The 20,929-nt window shown below is 63.9% G+C and carries 19 protein-coding genes and 1 tRNA gene; 12 read left to right on the plus strand and 8 right to left on the minus strand.

The genetic code is table 11. The features are described 5' to 3' along the window. Positions 1–11 precede the first annotated feature (11 nt). Positions 12–86 (minus strand) — tRNA-Gly (locus ACMYR2_RS00705). Positions 87–442: 356 nt separating this feature from the next. Here ACMYR2_RS00705 and ACMYR2_RS00710 point away from each other — a divergent pair. The 3 genes from ACMYR2_RS00710 to ACMYR2_RS00720 all read left to right on the plus strand — a co-directional run bounded on the left by ACMYR2_RS00710 (position 443) and on the right by ACMYR2_RS00720 (position 2,679). Beyond that, positions 443–1,378 carry a co-chaperone YbbN gene (locus ACMYR2_RS00710; protein WP_347264822.1) on the plus strand — a complete coding sequence of 312 codons (936 nt, stop codon included), beginning with the start codon at positions 443–445 and terminating at the stop codon, positions 1,376–1,378. 348 nt (positions 1,379–1,726) lie between these two features. Next, the gene (locus ACMYR2_RS00715; protein ID WP_347264821.1) at positions 1,727–2,401 is read left to right on the plus strand and encodes an LON peptidase substrate-binding domain-containing protein; all 675 of its coding nucleotides are present in this window, start codon (positions 1,727–1,729) and stop codon (positions 2,399–2,401) included. Between the two features lie 77 nt (positions 2,402–2,478). Continuing rightward, complete coding sequence (locus ACMYR2_RS00720; protein ID WP_347264820.1) at positions 2,479–2,679, plus strand: Trm112 family protein; 201 nt, start codon at positions 2,479–2,481, stop codon at positions 2,677–2,679. Positions 2,680–2,736: 57 nt separating this feature from the next. On the opposite strand, the gene ACMYR2_RS00725 is transcribed toward ACMYR2_RS00720, so the two are convergent. Next, entirely contained in the window at positions 2,737–3,075 is a 339-nt protein-coding gene (locus ACMYR2_RS00725) for a P-II family nitrogen regulator (RefSeq protein WP_141383314.1), read from the minus strand. Between the two features lie 236 nt (positions 3,076–3,311). Here ACMYR2_RS00725 and ACMYR2_RS00730 point away from each other — a divergent pair, with 236 nt between their 5' ends. Next, entirely contained in the window at positions 3,312–4,199 is an 888-nt protein-coding gene (locus ACMYR2_RS00730; protein ID WP_416193490.1) for a DUF4339 domain-containing protein, read from the plus strand. Positions 4,200–4,331: 132 nt separating this feature from the next. On the opposite strand, the gene tesB is transcribed toward ACMYR2_RS00730, so the two are convergent. After that, the gene (gene tesB, locus ACMYR2_RS00735) at positions 4,332–5,192 is read right to left on the minus strand and encodes an acyl-CoA thioesterase II (protein ID WP_347264818.1); all 861 of its coding nucleotides are present in this window, start codon (positions 5,190–5,192) and stop codon (positions 4,332–4,334) included. Between the two features lie 149 nt (positions 5,193–5,341). Between tesB and ACMYR2_RS00740 the strand changes: the two genes are divergently transcribed. After that, a complete protein-coding gene (locus ACMYR2_RS00740) occupies positions 5,342–6,562 on the plus strand; it encodes a ubiquinone biosynthesis hydroxylase (RefSeq protein WP_347264817.1) in 1,221 nt (406 codons plus the stop codon). Positions 6,563–6,783: 221 nt separating this feature from the next. Here ACMYR2_RS00740 and ACMYR2_RS00745 read toward each other — a convergent pair whose 3' ends face one another. Further along, positions 6,784–7,242 carry a type II toxin-antitoxin system PemK/MazF family toxin gene (locus tag ACMYR2_RS00745; RefSeq protein ID WP_416193491.1) on the minus strand — a complete coding sequence of 153 codons (459 nt, stop codon included), beginning with the start codon at positions 7,240–7,242 and terminating at the stop codon, positions 6,784–6,786. 143 nt (positions 7,243–7,385) lie between these two features. Here ACMYR2_RS00745 and ACMYR2_RS00750 point away from each other — a divergent pair, with 143 nt between their 5' ends. From ACMYR2_RS00750 to ACMYR2_RS00765, 4 genes are all read left to right on the plus strand, one after another. Further along, a complete protein-coding gene (locus ACMYR2_RS00750; protein ID WP_416193492.1) occupies positions 7,386–8,678 on the plus strand; it encodes an aminotransferase class I/II-fold pyridoxal phosphate-dependent enzyme in 1,293 nt (430 codons plus the stop codon). Between the two features lie 113 nt (positions 8,679–8,791). Then, positions 8,792–11,287, plus strand: coding sequence for a DNA translocase FtsK (locus ACMYR2_RS00755; protein WP_416193493.1), 2,496 nt, complete (start codon positions 8,792–8,794; stop codon positions 11,285–11,287). 362 nt (positions 11,288–11,649) lie between these two features. Beyond that, complete coding sequence (locus tag ACMYR2_RS00760; protein ID WP_347264311.1) at positions 11,650–12,426, plus strand: outer membrane lipoprotein carrier protein LolA; 777 nt, start codon at positions 11,650–11,652, stop codon at positions 12,424–12,426. A gap of 69 nt (positions 12,427–12,495) precedes the next feature. Beyond that, positions 12,496–13,311, plus strand: coding sequence for an exodeoxyribonuclease III (locus tag ACMYR2_RS00765; RefSeq protein WP_347264312.1), 816 nt, complete (start codon positions 12,496–12,498; stop codon positions 13,309–13,311). A gap of 458 nt (positions 13,312–13,769) precedes the next feature. On the opposite strand, the gene ACMYR2_RS00770 is transcribed toward ACMYR2_RS00765, so the two are convergent. Together ACMYR2_RS00770 and ACMYR2_RS00775 are read right to left on the minus strand one after the other, a co-directional pair. After that, entirely contained in the window at positions 13,770–14,219 is a 450-nt protein-coding gene (locus ACMYR2_RS00770; RefSeq protein WP_347264298.1) for a cyclic nucleotide-binding domain-containing protein, read from the minus strand. Positions 14,220–14,375: 156 nt separating this feature from the next. Continuing rightward, positions 14,376–15,062 carry a response regulator transcription factor gene (locus tag ACMYR2_RS00775; protein WP_347264299.1) on the minus strand — a complete coding sequence of 229 codons (687 nt, stop codon included), beginning with the start codon at positions 15,060–15,062 and terminating at the stop codon, positions 14,376–14,378. Between the two features lie 258 nt (positions 15,063–15,320). Between ACMYR2_RS00775 and ACMYR2_RS00780 the strand changes: the two genes are divergently transcribed. Then, the gene (locus tag ACMYR2_RS00780) at positions 15,321–15,869 is read left to right on the plus strand and encodes a L,D-transpeptidase family protein (RefSeq protein ID WP_347264300.1); all 549 of its coding nucleotides are present in this window, start codon (positions 15,321–15,323) and stop codon (positions 15,867–15,869) included. A gap of 177 nt (positions 15,870–16,046) precedes the next feature. Here ACMYR2_RS00780 and ACMYR2_RS00785 read toward each other — a convergent pair whose 3' ends face one another. Both ACMYR2_RS00785 and ACMYR2_RS00790 read right to left on the minus strand, forming a co-directional pair. Then, entirely contained in the window at positions 16,047–16,721 is a 675-nt protein-coding gene (locus ACMYR2_RS00785; protein WP_416193494.1) for a YggS family pyridoxal phosphate-dependent enzyme, read from the minus strand. Further along, on the minus strand, positions 16,718–17,422 hold the full coding sequence (locus ACMYR2_RS00790; protein ID WP_347264302.1) for a glutathione S-transferase family protein: 705 nt from the start codon (positions 17,420–17,422) through the stop codon (positions 16,718–16,720). The genes ACMYR2_RS00785 and ACMYR2_RS00790 overlap by 4 nt, the downstream gene beginning before the upstream one ends. Positions 17,423–17,677: 255 nt before the next feature. Here ACMYR2_RS00790 and leuS point away from each other — a divergent pair, with 255 nt between their 5' ends. Both leuS and lptE read left to right on the plus strand, forming a co-directional pair. After that, positions 17,678–20,350 carry a leucine--tRNA ligase gene (gene leuS, locus ACMYR2_RS00795; protein WP_347264303.1) on the plus strand — a complete coding sequence of 891 codons (2,673 nt, stop codon included), beginning with the start codon at positions 17,678–17,680 and terminating at the stop codon, positions 20,348–20,350. Next, entirely contained in the window at positions 20,337–20,921 is a 585-nt protein-coding gene (gene lptE / locus ACMYR2_RS00800) for an LPS assembly lipoprotein LptE (protein ID WP_347264304.1), read from the plus strand. Before leuS ends, lptE begins: the two co-directional genes overlap by 14 nt. Positions 20,922–20,929 lie beyond the last annotated feature (8 nt).

A 20,929-nucleotide genomic window follows, 5' to 3' on the forward strand; every position in this document is an offset into this window, starting at 1 on the left:
AGCAGCGGCGTTGGAGCGGGCGAAGGGATTCGAACCCTCGACCCCGACCTTGGCAAGGTCGTGCTCTACCCCTGAGCTACACCCGCGTCCGAACGACAGGCGGCCGATTGCTGGCCACCGGAGGCGAGAGCTATGCCAAATGCGGCGTGCGAATGCAACAGCCAGATCGGGATATTAATGTCACTCCCCCAGGTCTTCCGGTTGAGTGACGGCCGCCAAGACCGGGCGAACCCGACCGCCGATTGCAAAACTTCCGCACAGGGACCAATTTAGGGTCCTGAGCGTGCCGGCGTGACGGTTCAGAAGTTCGCTTTCGTTTCGGCGAAATAACCCAGCGGGTTTCCGATGACGAGGTTTGCGTCACGGAGTGCTGGCCAAGAACAGGCGAACGTCCGATAAAGGCGCCAGACCGCCCATTCCGGGGACATCAGGCGAGGATCACGTGACCATAGTCGAGCACGGCGGCGGGCCGCCACCACAAGCGCCGGATCTGATCAATGAGACGACGACGCAGACCTTCATGAAGGATGTCGTCGAGGAATCGATGCACCAGCCGGTGCTGGTCGATTTCTGGGCGCCGCGGAGCGGACCGAGCCTCCAACTGACCCCGCTGCTGGAAAAGGCGGTGCGCGCCGCCGCCGGCAAGGTCAAGCTGGCGAAGATGAATATCGATCAGCATCCCGCCATCTTTCAGCAACTCGCGGCCCAGATCGGCAGTCAGTCGATCCCGGCGGTGTTCGCCTTCGTCGGCGGACGGCCGGTCGACTATTTCACAGGCGCGGTCCCCGAAAGCCAGGTCAAGGATTTCATCGACAAGCTGACGCAAGGCGCGGGGGCGGCGCCGGGCGCCCCGAATATCGAAGAAATCCTGCAAGAGGCTGACGACGCGCTCGCCGCGGGCGATCCGGCCACCGCAGCCGCGGTCTATGCCGAGGCGCTCGGCATCGACGCCGTCAATCTTCGGGCGATCGCCGGGCTGGCGCGCTGCTATGCCAGCACCGGCGCGATCGACAAAGCCAAGCAAACGCTGGAGCTGGTTCCGGAATCGAAGCGTGGCGACGCCGCCGTGACCACCGTTCAGGCCATGATCGACCTTGCCGAACAGGCGAGCTCGCTTGGTCCTATCGGCGAGCTCGAGCAGAAGGTCGCGGCCGACCCGCTCGACCATCAGGCGCGATTTGACCTCGCCACGGCGCTGAACGCCGGCGGCAAACGCAGCGAGGCCACCGATCACCTGCTTGAAATCGTGAAGCGCGATCGCAAATGGAACGATGACGCCGCCCGCAAGCAGCTCGTGCAGTTCTTCGAGGCATGGGGCGCCACAGACGAGGCCACCGTGGAGGGACGCAAACGACTGTCGACGATTCTGTTTTCCTAGAGCATTTTCCGGCGAAGTGGATACCGGTTCGCCGCAAGAAAATGCGACCAGACAATAATTTCTAGAGCATGGTCCGATTCAACTTGAACGGATCATGCTCTAGATCACGATATTCTAGAGCGGGATGCGGGCGGAAAACCGCACCACACTTTTTCCTCATCCCGCTCAAGAGTCCGTTTCAACCGCGTTGAACCAGACTCGCCGCTTATCTTTTGTTTGAGCATGATTTTTTCCGAAAATCGGTTTCCGCTTTTCGGGGTCATGCTCCGGATCATTGTTTTGACGCGTTTTCTTCACGCGAACAGGTCATCCACTTCGCTCGAAAACGCTCTAGCGCCGGACCAGCCCATGCCCATCAATGCCGATTACCGCGGTCCCGCTGACCTTCCCGAAGTGATACCGGTGTTTCCGCTGCCCGGCGCGCTGCTGCTGCCGCGCGGGCAAATGCCGCTCAACATCTTCGAAATGCGCTATCTCGCAATGGTCGACGACGCGCTGCGGGACGGCCATCGCCTGATTGGCATGATCCAGCCCGACCTGACCCATTCCGCCAGCGAGGACAAGCCTGAACTGTTTCATGTCGGCTGCGCAGGACGCATTACCCAGTTCGCCGAATCCGGCGACGGCCGTTACATTCTCGAACTTACCGGGGTGTCCCGTTTCAAGGTCGTGGAAGAGCCGACGGTGCTGACCCCCTATCGCCAGTGCAAGGTTGATTTCTTCGCTTACGCCGACGATCTCACCGCGCGCAAAGGCGAGGACGAGGTCGACCGCAAACGGCTGCTCGAGGTGCTGACCGATTTTCTCAAGGTCAACGATCTGAAAGTGGACTGGAGCGGCATCGAGAACGCCCCGAACGAGGCGCTGGTCAACGCGCTGGCGATGATGTCGCCCTACGGGCCCCCCGAGAAGCAGGCCATGCTGGAGGCAGCCGACCTGAAAACCCGCGCGGAAATTCTGATCGCCGTCACCGAAATGGACCTCGCGAAAAAGCGCACCAGCGGTGACCCCGGATTGCAGTAGCGGGGCAAGCGCCTCACACCCCATCATGATGCAATGACGCACCTATCCGCCCGACCTGACCTTTCGAAGAGACCCGCATGACGCCGCCCCCTTCCGATCGTCCCGAGGATACCGCCGATCCAAAGCTTCTGGAGATTCTGGTCTGCCCGCTGACCAAGGGTCCGCTGGAACTGGACGGCGCGCGGCGGGAACTGATTTCACGCTCGGCGAAGCTGGCCTATCCGATCCGCGACGGCATTCCGATCATGCTGCCGGAAGAGGCACGGAAAATCGAGTGAGACGATGCACGACGCATCGTCTCGAAAAACATCTCGCAAAACAGGCGTAACAGATCGTCACAGCGCGTCGCTGTCGGTCTCGCCGGTGCGAATGCGCAGCGCGTGATCGATCGGCAGCACGAAGAGTTTGCCGTCGCCGATCTGGCCGGTGCGGGCGGCGGCGGCGATGGCCTCGACAGCCTTGTCCGCGAGCTCCGATGCCACCGCGACCTCGATCCTCAGCTTGGGCAGGAAGTTCACGACGTATTCGGCGCCGCGATAGATCTCCGTATGGCCCTTCTGACGTCCATAGCCCTTAACCTCGGTCACGGTCATGCCGTGCACGCCGAGCGCGGTCAGCGCCTCCCGGACCTCGTCGAGCTTGAAGGGTTTGATCATGGCGACGACGAGTTTCATGGTCCGGCCTCTTTATCCTGCTCGGCAACCCGGTTATGACCGGATACGTTCCCGGACAATCTGCCACCTTTCGCGGTCGCCAGCACGGCGAATTTTGCAGATCAAGTTAGAACATGCGCGCCCGCGAGTTGGCCGCCGCCGCGCCAGCGGACCGGATTTGTTCATGAACCACAGGCCTCTCCTTGCCGACCAATCATCGCTCCGGCAGCGGGGGCCGAAGGATTTGGGGGACATGCATGCCGAACCGTCAGTGGTTTTTCGCCTCTGGAAACACCCAGCAAGGTCCGTATTCCGAAGACCAGTTGCGGGATTTCATCGCCCGCGGCGCGGTGAGGGCCGACACGCGCGTCTGGACCGAGAGCATGTCGGACTGGCAGAGAGCAGGCGATATTCCTGGGCTTCTGTCCGGCGGTTCGGCCGCTCCGCCCCCCGTGACGCAAGCGTCGGCGCGTGAAAGCGCGGTGCTTGCCAGCGGCAATGGATCCGCCGGCGTTCCGCTGTCCGTGGACCTCAACATCTGGGCGCTGCTTGGACGCACCCTGATCTTCGTGATCGGCTTCCTGCTGGTTATTCCGGCGCCATGGGTGGCCACCAGCTTCTACGGATGGTTCATTTCTCAGGTGCGGGTGCCGCAGCGTCCCAACCTGAGCTTCACCGGCCAGCCGATGGACATCTGGTGGGTGTTCGTGCTGCTCGCGCTGTGCGCCTATTCCGGCCTGACCGACATACCCTATATCGGGATCATTCTGATTCCGGTGCAGGCCTGGCTGTCGTGGATGACGATCAAATGGGTCGTGGCCAACATCAGCGCCAACGGGCAGCCGCTTCGGCTTTCATTCCGGGGCGAGGCGTTGCATTACGTCGGCTGGTTCGTGCTGCTCAACCTCTCCTTCATCACCATCATCGGCTGGGCATGGGTCACCACGGCGATGACGCGCTGGATGTTCCGCAACATCGACGGCACCCGGCGCGAGATCATCTTCAATGCCAGCGGGCTTGAGGTGTTGTGGCGAACGGTGGTGGTGGCGATCGGCTGCATCCTGATCATCCCGATCCCGTGGGTGCTCCGCTGGATCGCGCGCTGGTACGTCTCGCAGGTCGCGCTGGCGCCTCGGACGGCGTAGCGGGCTCCGCCTCTGTCGAAATCGAGACTCTAGAGCGGCGGCCGATCAAATGGAATCAACGCCGCCGCTCCAGTTAATTGATTGAGCATCGGATTTATCCCGAAACCGGTTCCCACTTTCGGGTCCGATGCTCTAGCGCCGCTCGCGGACCGAGCCTTCCTGCGCCACCGAGGCGATCAGCGCGCCGTCCTGCCTGAAGATCAGGCCGCGAGCGAGACCACGGCCGCTATGCGCGCTCGGCGAATCCTGCGCGTAGAGCAGCCATTCGTCGGCGCGGAACGGGCGGTGAAACCACATGGCGTGATCGAGCGAGGCCGCCATCATGTGCTTGTCGAACAGGGTGCGGCCGTAGCGCGCCATCACCGCATCCAGCAGCGCGAAATCCGACGCATAGGCCAGCGCGCACATGTGCAGCGCCGGGTCGTCGGGCAGTTTCGCCGCCGTGCGGATCCAGACGTGGACGCGGCCGTCCTCGATCCTCTCGCCGAAGTAGCGGTTGAGTTCGACCGGGCGCAGGTCGATCGGCCGGTCCGATTCGTAATAGCGGCGGATGAACTCTGGCATTTCCCTGAACATCGGCTGCTTGATGAACTCCTCCGGCGAAAGCTGCTCGGGCGGCGGCACGTCCGGCATCTTCTCCTGATGATCGAAGGCGCCCTCCTCGTCCACATGGAACGAGACCATGATCGAGAAGATGGCGCGGCCGTGCTGGATCGCGGTGACGCGCCGCGTCGAATAGCTCTTACCGTCGCGCAGCCGCTCCACCTGATAGATGATCGGAACGGCGGGATCGCCCGGCAGGATGAAGTAGCAATGCAGCGAATGCGGCAGGCGGCCTTCGACGGTGCGGCAGGCCGCCATCATCGCCTGTCCGATCACCTGCCCGCCGAACACCCGCTGCCAGCCGGTCTTCGGGCTGCTGCCGCGAAACAGGTTTTCCTCGATCGGTTCCAGATCGAGGATCGAGATCAGGTCGGTCAGGCTTTCGGACATCGAGGCGCTTTCAACATGAACTCATGAGTTCTCATATCGTTGGTCCGGGCTCACGGCCTCCAGGCGAGGGCACGGGCCGGGCGGCGGCGCAACGTTTGGAAACCCGTTTCGCCCGGCTATACTGCGGCATCACAGAAGCAGGGCTTACCATGACGACACAACAGGGCATTGTCATCTGCGGCGGCGCATTTGCCGGACTGGCGCTGGCGCTGGCGCTGCGTCAGGGGCTCGGCGCCGAAATTCCGATCGTGGTCGCCGATCCGATGCTGGCGAACCGGCCGAGCCGCGATCCGCGCGCCACCGCGATCGTGGCCGCGTGCCGCCGCCTGTTCGAGGCGCTCGGGGTCTGGGACGAGGTGGCCGGTACCGCGCAGCCGATGCTCGACATGGTGGTCACCGATTCGAAGCTCAACGACGCCACCCGCCCGGTGTTCCTGACCTTCGCCGGCGACGTCGAGCCCGGCGAGCCGTTCGCGCACATGGTCGAGAACCGCTATCTGATCGAGGCGCTAGCGTCCCGCGCGCAAGCCGAAGGGGTCGATCTGCGCGCCACGGCGGTGACGGGAACCGAGGCCCGGCCCGGCGGCGTCACCGTCGCGCTGGCCGATGGCTCCACGATCGAGGCGAGCCTTCTGGTGGCGGCCGACGGCGCGCGCTCGAAGCTGCGCGAGCGCGCCGGGATCGCCACCCATGGCTGGGAATACGATCAATCCGGCATCGTTGTCACCGTCGGCCATGAGCGCGATCATCAGGGCCGCGCCGAGGAGCATTTTCTCCCCGCCGGGCCGTTCGCGATCCTGCCGCTGACGGGCAGGCGCTCGTCGCTGGTGTGGACCGAGAAGCGGGCGGAGGCGGCGCGCCTCGTCGCACTTGCCGAAGATGAATTTCACGCCGAGCTGGAGCAGCGCTTCGGCCTGCACCTCGGCGAGGTCAAGGCGCTCGACAAGCCGCGCGCGTTTCCGCTTCAGTATTTCGTCGCGCGCTCGTTCATCGCCGAACGGCTGGCGCTGGTGGGCGACGCGGCGCATGTGATCCACCCGATCGCGGGGCAGGGTCTCAACCTCGGACTGAAGGATGTCGCGGCGCTTGCGGAAAGCGTGGTCGATGCGGTCAGGCTCGGGATCGATCCGGGGCAGGCAGACGTGCTGGAGCGCTATCAGCGCTGGCGGCGCTTCGACACCATGGCGATGGGCGTGGCCACCAACACGCTCAATGTTTTGTTCTCAAACGAATCGACGCTGCTGCGCAGCGTGCGCGACATCGGGCTAGGTCTGGTCGACCGGATGCCGCCGCTGAAGAACGCCTTCATCCGCCAGGCGGCCGGACTGACCGGCGAGGTGCCGCGGCTGCTCAAGGGCGAGGCGTTGTAGGGGCTATCGCATAATCCGATTCGCGACGACGTCGTTGCGCTTTTCGCCAGTATGAACGCCGAGAAACCGGACCTAAAACGAAAAGGCCCTGCCGGGGCTTGTGATCGCCTAGGCAGGGTTGCCCTTCCGGGTCTTGAGGCTCAACGCATCCCGCCGGAAGCCCGGCAGTGAACGTCGCGAGCAATCGCGTCTAATGTTGCTACTCATGGACTAATGTCAAGTTACAAGCCGATAGCTTTAAGGACGCAGTTGCGCACACGCGCAACATCTTCTGCGGTCATTTTCGGGTGCAAGTACTTACGCTTACCCCTTTGGTCCCGAGATGTGTGGAACAGGTCCAACCTCTCGAAGGAGACGGTCGCGATCATATCACATTTAGCCCAAAAGACGGTGTAAGGGAAAGGATGGGGCAACGGATCACCAAACTCGATCCGCGCTACATAATCCAGATCGCGATCCGGTTCGTCCTGGGACAACGGAATCACCGTACAGAGTCCGTCCCGGTAAGGCAGACGGGGAGAGATGACAACGGCCGGTCGTCTCTTGACCATTTCAGGAGGCTGGAAGCCGCCACGGCTATAATCACAAAGCAAAACCGTTCCAACACCGACCGGATACTTGATTCCCATTCCATATGAATACAGCTTCAGCAGCTCGGTAGAAACCGGAAGGTCCCTCAACCACGGAGAGCTCCCAACGGAAAATCCGCCCTCCCGCCGATGGTTAATCGCGTCTTAACCCCGCCGCAGCTAAGCTTACTCAACCGTCTTTCGTCCGGCCTCAAGGCGCGGCCGAACGTCTTGAAAGTGTTGACGCTTAACCGATGGCAACCACCGCTTCATCGCGCGCGGCGCCGGGCGCCGCCAGCCGGACTGAATTCGCCGCCAGCCCAGTCGAATCCGACGCCGGTGCGTCCCGGTCCGCCGCCGGCCCGGCCGCGCGGACGGCTGCGGGCGAGCGGTCGCCATTCGCGCGGACGGCGGATCTGCTTGCGCCCTACCAGCCGGAACAATCCCTGATCAACCTGTCGCTGGGCGAGCCGCGGCACCCGCCGCCCGATTTCGTCGGCCCGATCCTGTCCCGGCATATCGACGAGTTCAGGCGATATCCGATGGCGCGGGGGATCGAGCCGTTCCGCCGCGCCGCCGCCGACTGGCTGTCGCGGCGCTTCGCGCTGCCGCGCGCGATCGATCCCGAGACCGAGATACTGGCGCTGAACGGCAGCCGCGAGGGACTGTTTTACGCCGCGGTCGCCGCCGCGCGCTACGTCGCGCCGCGCAAGGGCGCGCCGGCCATCCTGATGCCGAACCCGTTCTACCCGGCCTATGGCGCGGGCGCCCGTGCCGCTCATTGCGAAACCGTCCTGCTGCCGGCGACGCGCGACAACGGCTTCCTGCCGGACCTCGACGCGCTCGATGAAGCCACGCTGGCGCGGACGGTCGCGATCTATCTCGCCTCGCCCGCCAATCCGCAAGGCGCGGTGGCCTCGCGCGATTATCTCGCGCTCCTGATCGCGCTGGCGCGCCGTCACGGTTTTCTGGTGTTCTCGGACGAATGCTATTCGGAAATCTATACGCAAGAGGCGCCCGGCAGCGCGCTGGAATGCGCGGGGCCGGATTTCGCGAGCGTCGTCGCGTTCCAGTCGCTCTCGAAACGCTCGAACCTGCCGGGGCTGCGCGTCGGCTTCGTCGCCGGAGACCGGAATTTCCTCGACGCGTTTCATGAGCTGCGCAACGTCGCCGCGCCCCAGGTGCCGGTGCCGCTGCAGCATGTCGGCGCGGCCGCCTATGGCGACGAGGCCCATGTCGAGGAGAACCGAAGGCTCTACCGGCTCAAGTTCGATCTCGCTGACCAGATCATCGGCGCTCGCTACGGCTATGCGAGGCCCGCCGGCGGCTTCTGCCTCTGGCTGGATGTCTCCGCATATGGCGGCGACGAGGCCGCGACGATCAAGCTTTACAGGGAGGCCGGCCTTCGCGTCGTGCCCGGAAGCTATCTGGCGCGTCCGCAAGCCGATGGCTTAAATCCTGGCGCGGGCTACATCCGCCTCGCGCTGGTGGCGGACATCGAATCGACAGCCGAGGCGTTGCGGCGGCTGGTGAAAACTCTCGGCTAGATCTTCGCTTCTGACTGGATCGGAAGCGAAGCTCTAGATTGTTTTTCTGACGCGTTTTCGTCGCGCGAACAGGTCATCCACTTCGCTCGAAAACGCTATAGTCGCGGGGCACCATGAGCATGGCAGCGATCGAACGTCTTCTTCCCATCGTCGATCAGATACCGCCGTCGATCCGCGAGCCGCTGGCCCGGCGCCTGCGCGAATTGACCGGGCTCGGCCTGATCGGATTGTCCGGCGCGGCCGCGGCCGCACTGATGTCGTGGTCGGTGCAGGACCCGAGCCTCAGCCACGCCACCTCGCGCCCGATCCACAACGTCCTCGGCTATCCCGGCGCGATCGGCGCCGATCTTCTGATGCAGATTCTCGGTCTCGGCGCGATCATGCTGATCCTGCCGGTGGCGATCTGGGGATGGCGGATGCTGACCCATCGCCCGTTCGACCGTGAGGCTTCGCGTCTCGCCTGCTGGATTCTCTGCACCACATCCGCCGCCGGCTTCGCCAGTTGCTGGCCCCATAACGGCGCCTGGCCGCTGCCCACCGGTCTCGGCGGCGTGGTCGGCGACGCGCTGGTGCGCGCGCCCGCGATTGCGTTCGGCCCGGCAGGCGCGCTGCAAAGCATCGTGCTCGGCGCGATCATGTTTCTGATCATGGCCGCGACGTTCCTTTGGGCCAGCGGCGTGCGATCGCGGCCCGCCGAAGAATCGCGCGAAATCGAGGATGACGCGCCGTTCGATGAGGGCGACGACCACGCCTCGGTCTCGCTGGGCTGGGCGGTTCACGCGCTGATGAGCGCGAAGGCGCGGCTCAAGCGGCTGAAAATCGGCGCGCTGCTGGCGCTGGCCTACAAGTCGCTGGTGTCGAGCGCGCCGCGGAACTCCGGTGCGCTGGCGTTCGAGCGCCAGGAGCCCAATCTCGGCGGCGGACCCATCGCTCCCTCCCTGGCGCCGGGTCGCGCCGGCCATGATGACGACATCGATGACGAGCTTGACGACGATCCGGAGGACGAAGCGGACGAGGAAGACGATGCAGCGCCGGTCGTCGCCGCGCCCCGCCGGAAGGCCGCTCCCCGCCAGCCGGCGAAGAAAGCCGGCAAGTTCGAGCTGCCCTCTGTCAACGTTCTGAGCGCGCCGCGCGCCTCCGACCGCCAGCCGCTCAGCAAGTCCGAACTGGAAGCCAATTCGCGGTCGCTGGAAGGCGTGCTTGGCGACTTCGGCGTGCGCGGCGAGATCGTGAAAGCCAATCCCGGACCGGTGGTGACGCTGTATGAACTGGAGCCCGCACCCGGCATCAAGTCGGCGCGCGTCATCGGCCTCGCCGACGATATCGCGCGCTCGATGAGCGCCCTGTCGGCCCGCGTCGCCGTCGTCCCCGGCCGCAACGCCATCGGCATCGAGCTGCCGAACGCGCACCGCGAGAAGGTGTACTTAAGAGAGCTGCTCACCGCGAAGGAGGCCGTCGACTCGGTCGCCAAGCTGCCGCTCTGCCTCGGCAAGACCATCGGCGGCGATCCCGTTATCATCGATCTCGCGCGCACGCCGCATATGCTGATCGCCGGTACCACGGGTTCCGGCAAATCGGTCGCGATCAACACCATGATCCTCAGCCTGCTGTACCGGCTGCGGCCCGATCAGTGCCGTCTCATCATGGTCGATCCGAAGATGCTCGAACTCTCGGTCTATGACGGCATCCCGCATCTGCTGACGCCGGTCGTCACCGACCCGAAGAAGGCGGTGGTCGCGCTGAAATGGGCCGTGCGCGAGATGGAAGAGCGCTATAAGAAGATGGCCAAGCTCGGCGTGCGCAACATCGACGGCTACAACACCCGACTCGTCGACGCGAAGGCCAAGGGCGAGGAGCTGACGCGCACGGTGCATACCGGCTTCGACAAGGAAACCGGCAAGGCGATCTACGAGGAAGAGAAGCTCGAATTCGAGCCGCTGCCCTTCATCGTCATCATCGTGGATGAAATGGCCGACCTGATGATGGTCGCGGGCAAGGATATCGAGGGCGCGGTCCAGCGTCTTGCGCAGATGGCGCGCGCCGCCGGCCTTCACGTCATCCTCGCGACCCAGCGTCCGTCGGTCGACGTCATCACCGGCACCATCAAGGCCAACTTCCCGACCCGCATCGCCTTCCAGGTGACGTCGAAGATCGACAGCCGTACCATCCTCGGCGAAATGGGCGCCGAGCAACTGCTCGGCCAGGGCGACATGCTCTACATGGCGGGCGGCGGCCGCATCTCGCGCGTGCATGGGCCGTTTGCGTCGGATGAAGAAGTCGAGAAAGTGGTCCGCCACCTCAAGACGCAAGGAGCCCCCGAATATCTCGAGGCGGTCACGGCCGAAGAACCCGCGGAGGGCGAGGACGGCGCGGTGTTCGACGGTACGAGCATGGGCAGCGACGGCGGCGGCGATCTGTTCGCGCAGGCGGTCGCGATCGTGAAGCGCGACCGCAAGGCCTCGACCAGCTACATTCAGCGCCGTCTCCAGATCGGCTACAATCGCGCCGCCTCGCTGATGGAGCGCATGGAGCTCGAAGGCATCGTCGGGCAGGCCAATCACGCCGGAAAGCGCGAAATCCTGATCGAGGAAGAAGAAGGCCAATTCTGATCCATGACGGCATCACGATGATCAGGTTTTCGGAGTCGCGAAATCGCCACAGCGCCACGCTAGATCGCGGCGATTCTGGATCGAATCGATCCAGAATCGCGACCATGATCGATTCCAGCATTATGAGAAGCGGAATGCGGGCGGATAACCGCACGACATTTTTCCTCGCCCCGCTTCCGGAGCGTTTTCAAGCGAAGTGGACACCCGTTCGCGGTAAGAAAATGCCGGGAAAAAACGATATCCGCGAGGGCGCAAAGCGCTGTAGAACAAACGCCGCCAGCGGACAGGACGAAACATTGAATACAGACGTGACACTTCCCCCCGCGGCCAGCCGTCCGATCCGCGCCCGTGCGAACGCCGTCATGGCCGGGCTCGCCGCGATACTGACCACAAGCCTTTTTGCTCCGCCGGCCCGCGCCGAAGCCGTGCCGATCCCGCAACCCGCGCCGCAGGTTGTTCGTACCGGCGAGCCCGCGATGCTGCTGGCGCAGGCCGGCAAGCCTGAGGTCACGGGAACCACGCGCCCGCCCGACCCCATCATTCCCGACCCGCGCCGCAACGTACCCGCCAGCATTTTTGCAACTTTCGACGCGAATCAGAAAGCGGCGGCGGGCCGGGTCAGCAGCTACCTGTCGTCGCTGCGGGCCCTTGCCGGAAAGTTCGTGCAGGTCGGTCCTGACGGCAGCCGCTCCACCGGCGAGTTCTACATCCAGAAACCGGGCAAGGTCCGGTTCGAATACGATCCTCCCTCGCCGATCGCGATGATCTCCGACGGCTCGTCGCTCGTCATTCGCGACACCAGGCTCGCGACACAGGATGTGTACCCGTTGTCGCAAACGCCGCTGCGCTATCTGTTGTCAGACCGCATCGACCTGATGAGGGAAACCAACGTCGTCGCCGTGACGTCGGACGATCTCTACATCAGCGTCATCATCGAAGAGAAGCAGGCGCTGGTCGGCACCTCCCGCCTCATGCTCATGGTCGGCGTCAAGGACGGCAAGCTCAAGCAGTGGACCATCACCGATCCGCAAGGTTACGATACCACGGTGGCGATCTACAATCTGAACCCGACGGCGAAACTCGATCCCGCGCTGTTCAGGATCAATGACACCACGCATCCGGCATCGAGTAACAATTGAGCGCTGAAGTTTTCTCCTTTCCCTCCCCCGCGAGGAGAGAGGGAAGAACCATCGACTGTGCCAGCCCCCATGCATCTCACCCTGACCACCTGGAACATCAACTCGGTGCGGCTGCGCATCGATCTGGTCGCCAAGTTTCTGAAAGCGCAGCGGCCAGACGTTCTGTGCCTGCAGGAAACCAAATGCCCCGATGACGCCTTTCCGCTGAAACGTTTCCACCGGCTCGGCTATGAGCATATCGCGCTCAACGGGCAGAAGGGATATCACGGGGTGGCGGTGGTCTCGAAGCTGCCTTTCGACGCCAGCAACATCCGCACATTCTGCGACAAGATCGACTCCCGCCACGTCAGCGTGATCTTCGGCGGTCAGGCGGGTCTCGCCGCGCCGCTGGTGCTGCATAACTTCTACGTGCCCGCCGGCGGCGACATTCCCGACCCCGCGCTGAATCCGAAGTTCGCTCACAAGCTGCAGTTTCTCGACGAGATGAAAGGCTGCGCGCCGCTGCATCCGGTCAACGGCGAGCGGCATGTGCTGGTCGGCGATCTCAATGTCGCGCCGCATGAGAACGACGTCTGGTCGCACAAACAACTTCTCAAGATCGTCTCGCATACGCCCATCGAATGCGAAAAGCTGCTCGGCGTGCAGAATCGCGGCAACTGGATCGACATCGCTCGCGCGCGGATCCCGATGTCGGAGAAAGTCTATACGTGGTGGAGCTATCGCGCCGCCGACTGGGTTGCCGCCAATCGCGGCCGCAGGCTCGATCACATCTGGGTCTCGGAGTCGCTGCGCGACGGAATCCGCGACTTCCGCATCACCCGCGACGCCCGCGGCTGGGAGCGTCCATCGGATCATGTGCCGGTGACCGCGGTGATCGAGGTGTGAGCGCGGATGCCACGATGACAGCCGCGCTCCCTCTCCCATTGGGAGAGGGCTGGGGTGAGGGGCTGCGGATTGTCGATAGGTCTCACGCCCTCACCCGGATCGGCACAACGCTCCGAACCTAGAGCATCGGACCCGAAAGTGGGAACCGGTTTCGGGATAAATCCGATGCTCAATCAATTAACTAGAGCGGGATGAGGTTTGATTGAATCCTTATGCCAGGCATCCATGTCTTGAAACGTGAACCGGATCAAAGACGTGGATGGCCGGGACCATAAGCGAGCGAAGCGACGCCGTTCTTCGAACGGCTATGCCCGGCCATGACGCGTTGAAACCATTCATCGTCAACTCTTCCCGCTCTAGAGCGTTTTCAAGCGAAGTGGACACCGGTTCGCGTGAAGAAAACGCGTCAAATCAAAATCATAGAGCCCGCTTCTGATTCCATCAGAAGCGAAAGGGCTCTAGCCACTCAGCTTCGCCGACGCCATCAGGATATCGCTGGTCGTTTTCCGGGTACGGTTGGCGAATTCGTCGCGAAGGCGCTGGGCGGCCGCGGGATAGCTGTCGAGCACGCGCAGGAACAGGGTGCGCGAAATGCGGATGACCATCGAATATTCCCGCGCGATCGCGGTGGCCGGCCGTGATATCGGCACGATCAGGGCCAGTTCACCGATCAGCGTGCCGCGCTCGGCGACAACTTTCCGATCGCGGCCGTTCGGGACGTGGATGCGAAAGCCGCCTTCCTGAACCACGTACCCCCCATCCGCCTCGTCACCGGCGCGGAACAGGATCGACCCGCTGGCGAACTGCTGCTGTTCGGCGCCGATGGCAAGCACGCGCAAGGCCTCCGCGCCCAGCAGGCGCAGGGTCTGGACGCGCTCAAGCAGGACAACGTCATCGTCGATCGACATGCAGAACCGGTTCGATGATCCGTCCCGGATCATCCAGATGCTGTTTTGACGGGAGCTGACGTGAGTCGTCAACCTGTAGCGTTTTCTTTCCGCGAACCGGATTTTATCAGAAGAGGAAAGCTCTAGGACATGCTTCGTTCGAAAACGCCATAGATATCAGGGCACCAGCTTGTAGCCACCGGCCTCGGTGACCAGAATTTCCGGATTGGCGGCGTCTTTCTCGATCTTCTGGCGCAGCCGGTAGATGTGAGTTTCCAGGGTGTGGGTGGTGACGCCGGAATTGTATCCCCAGACCTCCTGCAGCAGGGTGTCGCGCGACACCGACATCTGGCCGGCCCGGTACAGGAAGCGCAGGATCGCGGTCTCCTTCTCGGTCAGCCGCACCTTCTTGCCGTTGCCGGTCGTCAGCATCTTGGCGCCGGGCCGGAAACTGTAGGGTCCGACCGAGAACACCGCGTCCTCGCTGGCCTCGTGCTGGCGCAACTGCGCGCGGATGCGCGCCAGCAGGACCGCGAACCGGAACGGCTTGGCGATATAGTCATTGGCGCCCGATTCAAGACCCAGAATGGTGTCCGAATCGGTGTCGTGACCGGTGAGCATGATGATCGGGGCCTTGAAGCCGCCCTTGCGCAGGCTGCGCACCACCTCGCGCCCGTCCGTATCCGGCAGGCCGACATCCATCAGCACGAGATCGGGCGAATAGGATCTGGCGGCGCTGGCGCCCTTGGCGCCGGTATCCACGGCGGACGCCTCGAATTCCTCATGCAGCGACAGTTGCTCGACCAGCGTATCGCGCAGGTCGTTATCGTCGTCCACGATCAGGATTTTGCGGGCGTTGGCCATCTATGCAATCCTCCTGGCGGCTGAAACACCCCGGGCGGGGCGCGCCAGCGACCTTCATCAGGTGTTTGGGTCCCGATTCGTCCGGGCACACATGATTTGCAGCAATAATTTGCAGCGATTCATCGTCGAAACTTGAGTCTACCCCAGACTGAGGCGAATTTGGATGAATCCCTGTCCATCTGGTGTGCGGGGTCGGCTTTTCGGCTGAGAGAGTGCGCGGGGGGGCTCCTCCATTCCATGCAAAGCTCATGCTCTTCAATGCCTTGTATCACAAATTCCCGTGATCGTCCGCTCGCGGCGATCCGCATTCGGGCCGCCGCCGGGCGGCCGCAGCGCGGCTGGCTGATTGCCGAAGGGCGCGCGATCGCGGTGGCGCTCGGCCGCGGCGGCATCCGGGCCAACAAACGCGAGGGCGACGGCGGCACCCCGAAAGGGATTTTCCGGCCCGTCCGGTTATGGTGGCGGCCCGACCGGAACCCGCGGCCACGGACGTTTCTGCCGGTCCGCGCCATCACGCCCATGGATGGCTGGTGCGAGGACCCCGCCGACCGGCGCTACAACCGGCCGATCCGGATGACGCCAAATGCGGCCGGCGACCGGCTGACGCGCGCCGATCATCTCTACGACTTCATCATCGAGATCGATCACAACACCCGGCCCCGCATCGCGGGACGCGGCAGCGCCGTGTTCCTGCATCTGGCGCGCGACAACTTCGGCCCCACCGCCGGTTGCGTGGCGATGACGCGGCCGGCGATGATGCGGCTGTTGCGGCGGATCGGGCCGCGCACCAAGATCGCGATCGGGTGAGTTGAGGGAGCGGGAGCTTTCTTTCTTCTCCCCTTGCGGGAGCCGAGACGAGCGAAGCTCGCTCTTAAGATGGCATGGACGAAGTCCATGACGGATGAGGGGTCTCGATGGCAGACACCCCTCACCCGCCTTCGCTTTGCTCAGGCACCCTCTCCCGCAAGGGGAGAGGGAAAAAGATCAGCGCCTTCCGAAGATCGCCGAGCCGACCCGCACATGGGTCGCACCGAGCGCGATCGCTATGGCGAAGTCCGCGCTCATGCCCATCGACAGTTGCGTCAGCCCGTTACGCCTGGCGATTTTCGCGGTGAGCGCGAAATGCGGGGCCGGCGCATCATTCATCGGCGGAATGCACATCAGGCCCGCGATCGTCAGGCCATGGGCGTCGCGGCAGCGCGCGATGAAGTCGTCGGCATCGGATGGCGCGACGCCAGCCTTCTGCGGTTCCTCGCCGGTATTGATCTGCACGAACAGGGACGGCCGCCGGTTCTGCCTGTCGATTTCCCTGGCCAAGGCTTCACAAAGGCTCGGGCGGTCGACCGAATGGATGGCGTCGAACAGGGCGACAGCTTCTTTCGCCTTGTTGGATTGCAGCGGGCCGATCAGATGCAGCGCGAGGCCGGGATGCGCCGCGATCAAAGCAGGCCACTTGCGCTGCGCCTCCTGCACGCGGTTTTCCCCGAACACCTGCTGTCCGGCCGCGATCACCGGTGCGATCGTCTCCGCGCCAAAGGTTTTCGACACCGCCACCAACGTCACCGAAGAGCGCTCGCGCCGCGCGTCCCGGCACGCGCGGACGATTTCGGCCTCCACGTTCGCAAGGCCGCTGACCGGCGCCGTCTCGTCCATCGTCATGGCCGCGCCGGAATGGCGAGGCCGCGCTGCACCGCCGGGCGCGCCAGGCCCCGCTGCAGCCAGCCTGCGACATGGCGGAAACGATCGAATCCGACGAGATCGCGCGCATCGTAGAATCCGATCAGGTTGCGCACCCAGCCCAGCATCGAAATATCCGCGATGGTGTAGTCGTCGCCCGAAAACCACCGATGCGTCGCCAGATGCGTGTCCATCACGCCGAGCAGCCGCGTCGATTCCGCCACATAGCGGTCGCGCGGCCGCTTGTCCTGAAAATCCCGGCCGGCGAACTTATGGAAGAACCCCACCTGCCCGAACATCGGCCCGACGCCGCCCATCTGGAAGTGCAGCCACTGGATGGTCTGCCAGCGCAGCGCCGGATCGGCGGGCAGAAACTGTCCGGTCTTCTCGGCGAGGTATTGCAGGATCGCGCCCGACTCGAACAAGGCGAGCGGCCTGCCGCCGGGACCGTCGGGATCGAGGATCGCCGGGATCCTGCCGTTGGGATTGAGCGAGACGAATTCGGGGCTCTTCTGCTCGTTCCTGCCGAAATCGACGAAATGCGGCTCATAGGGCAGCCCGGTTTCCTCCAGCATGATCGAGACCTTCACCCCGTTGGGCGTCGGCACCGAATAGAGCTGCAGGAGATCCGGGTAGGCGGCCGGCCAGCGGCGGGTGATTAAGGAAACGGAGAGGTCGGCCATCGGGTGACTCCGGAAGGCGGGAACGTCCCCGCTTACACCGCAAAACCACACCGCTTGCAAACTCGCCCGCATCGCCCGCCCGACCCGTTGACCCCCGCTCCGCTTTCGTGGCCTATAGCGTTTTCGAGCGAAGCGGGTACCGGTTCGCGTGAAGAAAACGCGTCAAAACAATAATCTAGAGCCTCGCTTCTGATTCAACCGGAAGCGAGCTGCTCTGGTCGAAGGCCTGCAAATCACGAAAAATATCGCAATTCCATGACCTCAGAACGTTACAACGCCCGTGACGCCGAACCGCGCTGGCAAGCCGAGTGGGACAGGCAGGCGATCTTCGCCACCAGGAATGATGACCCGCGCGAAAAATACTACGTGCTGGAGATGTTCCCCTATCCGTCCGGGCGCATCCACATCGGCCATGTCCGCAACTACACGCTTGGCGATGTGATCGCGCGCTACAAGCGCGCCATGGGTTACAACGTGCTGCATCCGATGGGCTGGGACGCCTTCGGCCTGCCGGCCGAGAACGCCGCGATCGAGCGCAAAATCGCGCCCAAGGCGTGGACCTACGACAACATCAAGGCGATGAAGAAGCAGCTCCGCTCGATCGGGCTGTCGCTCGACTGGTCGAGGGAGATCGCGACCTGCGACCCCGCTTACTACAAGCACCAGCAGAAGATGTTCCTGGACTTCCTGCGCGCCGGTCTCGCCGAGCGCGAGAAGCGCAAGATCAACTGGGATCCGGTCGACATGACCGTGCTCGCCAACGAGCAGGTGATCGACGGGCGCGGCTGGCGCTCCGGCGCGGTGGTCGAACAGCGCGAGATGAACCAGTGGGTCTTCAAGATCACGAAATATGCGCAGGAGCTTCTGGAGGCGCTCGACACGCTGGACCGCTGGCCCGACAAGGTGCGGCTGATGCAGCGCAACTGGATCGGCCGCAGCGAAGGACTCTTGATCCGCTTCGCGCTCGCTACGCAAGGCGATACTCCTGAGGAGATTGACGCATACCGCTACTTGTTTCTCCATGAATTCAGCGAGCTGAAAATCTTTACCACGCGCCCCGACACGCTGTTCGGCGCGAAGTTTATGGCGATCGCGCCGGATCATCCGCTGGCGCAGGCGGCGGCGAAAGACAATCCGGCGCTCGCCGGTTTCATCGCCGAGTGCAAGCAGCGCGGCACCGCGCAGGCCGAGATCGACACCGCGGAGAAGATGGGTTTTGACACCGGCATCAAGGCCGTGCATCCGTTTGATGAAAACTGGAAGCTGCCGGTCTACGTCGCCAACTTCATCCTGATGGAATACGGCACCGGCGCCATCTTCGGCTGCCCGGCGCACGACCAGCGCGACCTCGACTTCGTCAACAAGTATGGGCTTGGCAACACGCCGGTGGTCTGCCCCGAGGGTCAGGATCCCCAAAGCTTCGTCATCACCGACACCGCCTATGACGGCGACGGCCACCTGATCAACTCCCGCTTCCTTGACGGCATGAGCGCTGATGCGGCGAAGGAGGAGGTGGCGAAGCGCCTGGAAGGCGAAACGCGCGGCGACCTGCCGGTCGGCGAGCGCAAGGTGAACTTTCGCCTGCGCGACTGGGGCATCTCGCGCCAGCGCTATTGGGGCTGTCCGATCCCGGTGATCCATTGCCCTAACTGCGACGTGGTGCCGGTGCCGGAAAAGGACCTGCCGGTGACGCTGCCGGAGGACGTCACCTTCGACAAACCGGGTAATGCGCTCGACCATCATCCGACCTGGAAGCACGTCGACTGCCCGACATGCGGGGCGAAGGCCACCCGCGAAACCGACACCATGGACACCTTCGTCGATTCGTCGTGGTACTTCGCGCGCTTCACCGATCCCTGGAACGACGCCGCGCCGACCATGCGCGCGGTCGCCGACCGGATGCTGCCGGTGGACCAGTATATCGGCGGCGTCGAGCACGCGATCCTGCACCTGCTCTATTCGCGATTCTTCACCCGCGCTATGAAGGCCACCGGCCACCTCGGCATGGACGAGCCGTTCAAGGGCATGTTCACGCAGGGCATGGTGGTGCACGAGACCTATCGCAAGCCTGACGGCGGCTGGGCCTCGCCGGACGAGGTCAAGATCGAGGTCGACGGCAACAGCCGCCGCGCCACGCTGATCGCCACCGGCGAGCCGGTCTGCATCGGCGCGGTCGAGAAGATGTCGAAGTCGAAGCGCAACACCGTCGATCCCGACGACATCATCGGCAGCTACGGCGCCGACACCGCGCGCTGGTTCATGCTGTCCGATTCGCCGCCGGACCGCGACGTGATCTGGAGCGAGGAAGGCGTGCAGGGCGCGGCGCGCTTCATGCAGCGGCTGTGGCGGCTGGTCAATGAAGCGGCCGACGCCGGCAAGACCGCGCCGCAAGAAAGACCCGCGACTTTCGGCGCGGAGGCGAGCGGCTTGCGCAAGGCGGCCCACGGCGCGCTCGACAGGGTCTCCACCGGCATCGAGCGGCTGCATTTCAACGTCTGCCTCGCCAATATCCGCGAATTCGCCAACGAACTGGCCGACGCCCTTGCCCGCTCCCGCAGCAACAAGTCCGCCCCGTCGCCTGATCTGAGTTGGAGCCTGCGCGAGGCGGCGATCATTCTGGTGCAGATATTCAGCCCGATGATGCCTCACCTCGCCGAGGAATGCTGGCGGGCGCTCGGTCAGACCGGACTGGTCTCGGAAGCGCGCTGGCCACAAATCGAGCCTGATTTGCTGGTTGAAGACAGCATCACGCTGCCGGTGCAGGTGAACGGCAAGAAGCGGGGCGAAGTGACGGTGGCGTCCGGCGCCGGAAATCCGGAAATTGAGACTGCCGTTTTGGCGCTCGATGCGGTAAAGCAGGCCCTGGGCGGCAAGCAGGCTCGCAAGATCATTATCGTCCCGCAGAGGATCGTGAATGTGGTGGGGTAGATCGCCGGCGCGCCGGAGCGGAGAACGGGACGGTTCGCGCATCGCGCTCCGAATCGGCGTCGTCGCCGTGCTGGCCGCGCTGACGGCCGGCTGCTTCCGTCCGATGTACGCCGAACGGGGCGATGGCGGCCCGGCTCTTCGCGACAGGCTGATGGGCGTCGAGCTGCTGCCGATCGACAAGCCCAATGCGTCGCCCGACGCGCGGATCGGGGTCGCCCTCCGCAACTCGCTCGCATTCAAGCTCTATGGCAACGCCACCGGCGCGCCGCCGACGCACCAGCTCAAGATCCGCTTCTCAACCACCCGCTCGTCGCTGATGCTCGACCCAAACACCGCGCTGCCCTCTAACGAGCAATACGGTATCAATGCGAGCTATCAATTGATCGAGGTCGCCACCGGCAAGATCGTCCTCAACGCGACCACTTTCGCCCGCACCTCCTATGACATTCCCGGCCAGTTCCAGCGTTTCGCCCGCGCGCGCGCCTACCGCGACGCGGAGGACCGCGCCGCCGAGCAGATCGCCGAGAACATCAACACCCGGCTGGCTTCGTTCTTCTACGCCGGCACCTGATCGACGGC

The sequence above is a fragment of the Nitrobacter sp. TKz-YC01 genome, from assembly GCF_047824785.1.
Lineage (GTDB): Bacteria > Pseudomonadota > Alphaproteobacteria > Rhizobiales > Xanthobacteraceae > Nitrobacter.

Coding starts and splice junctions, on each gene's coding strand:
- ACMYR2_RS00715 (WP_347264821.1), top strand. CDS start 1,727: ATGCCCATCAATGCCGATTACCGCGGTCCCGCTGACCTTCCCGAAGTG.
- ACMYR2_RS00720 (WP_347264820.1), top strand. CDS start 2,479: ATGACGCCGCCCCCTTCCGATCGTCCCGAGGATACCGCCGATCCAAAG.
- ACMYR2_RS00725 (WP_141383314.1), bottom strand. CDS start 3,075: ATGAAACTCGTCGTCGCCATGATCAAACCCTTCAAGCTCGACGAGGTC.
- ACMYR2_RS00730 (WP_416193490.1), top strand. CDS start 3,312: ATGCCGAACCGTCAGTGGTTTTTCGCCTCTGGAAACACCCAGCAAGGT.
- tesB (WP_347264818.1), bottom strand. CDS start 5,192: ATGTCCGAAAGCCTGACCGACCTGATCTCGATCCTCGATCTGGAACCG.
- ACMYR2_RS00740 (WP_347264817.1), top strand. CDS start 5,342: ATGACGACACAACAGGGCATTGTCATCTGCGGCGGCGCATTTGCCGGA.
- ACMYR2_RS00750 (WP_416193492.1), top strand. CDS start 7,386: ATGGCAACCACCGCTTCATCGCGCGCGGCGCCGGGCGCCGCCAGCCGG.
- ACMYR2_RS00755 (WP_416193493.1), top strand. CDS start 8,792: ATGAGCATGGCAGCGATCGAACGTCTTCTTCCCATCGTCGATCAGATA.
- ACMYR2_RS00760 (WP_347264311.1), top strand. CDS start 11,650: ATGGCCGGGCTCGCCGCGATACTGACCACAAGCCTTTTTGCTCCGCCG.
- ACMYR2_RS00765 (WP_347264312.1), top strand. CDS start 12,496: ATGCATCTCACCCTGACCACCTGGAACATCAACTCGGTGCGGCTGCGC.
- ACMYR2_RS00770 (WP_347264298.1), bottom strand. CDS start 14,219: ATGTCGATCGACGATGACGTTGTCCTGCTTGAGCGCGTCCAGACCCTG.
- ACMYR2_RS00775 (WP_347264299.1), bottom strand. CDS start 15,062: ATGGCCAACGCCCGCAAAATCCTGATCGTGGACGACGATAACGACCTG.
- ACMYR2_RS00780 (WP_347264300.1), top strand. CDS start 15,321: ATGCCTTGTATCACAAATTCCCGTGATCGTCCGCTCGCGGCGATCCGC.
- ACMYR2_RS00785 (WP_416193494.1), bottom strand. CDS start 16,721: ATGACGATGGACGAGACGGCGCCGGTCAGCGGCCTTGCGAACGTGGAG.
- ACMYR2_RS00790 (WP_347264302.1), bottom strand. CDS start 17,422: ATGGCCGACCTCTCCGTTTCCTTAATCACCCGCCGCTGGCCGGCCGCC.
- leuS (WP_347264303.1), top strand. CDS start 17,678: ATGACCTCAGAACGTTACAACGCCCGTGACGCCGAACCGCGCTGGCAA.
- lptE (WP_347264304.1), top strand. CDS start 20,337: ATGTGGTGGGGTAGATCGCCGGCGCGCCGGAGCGGAGAACGGGACGGT.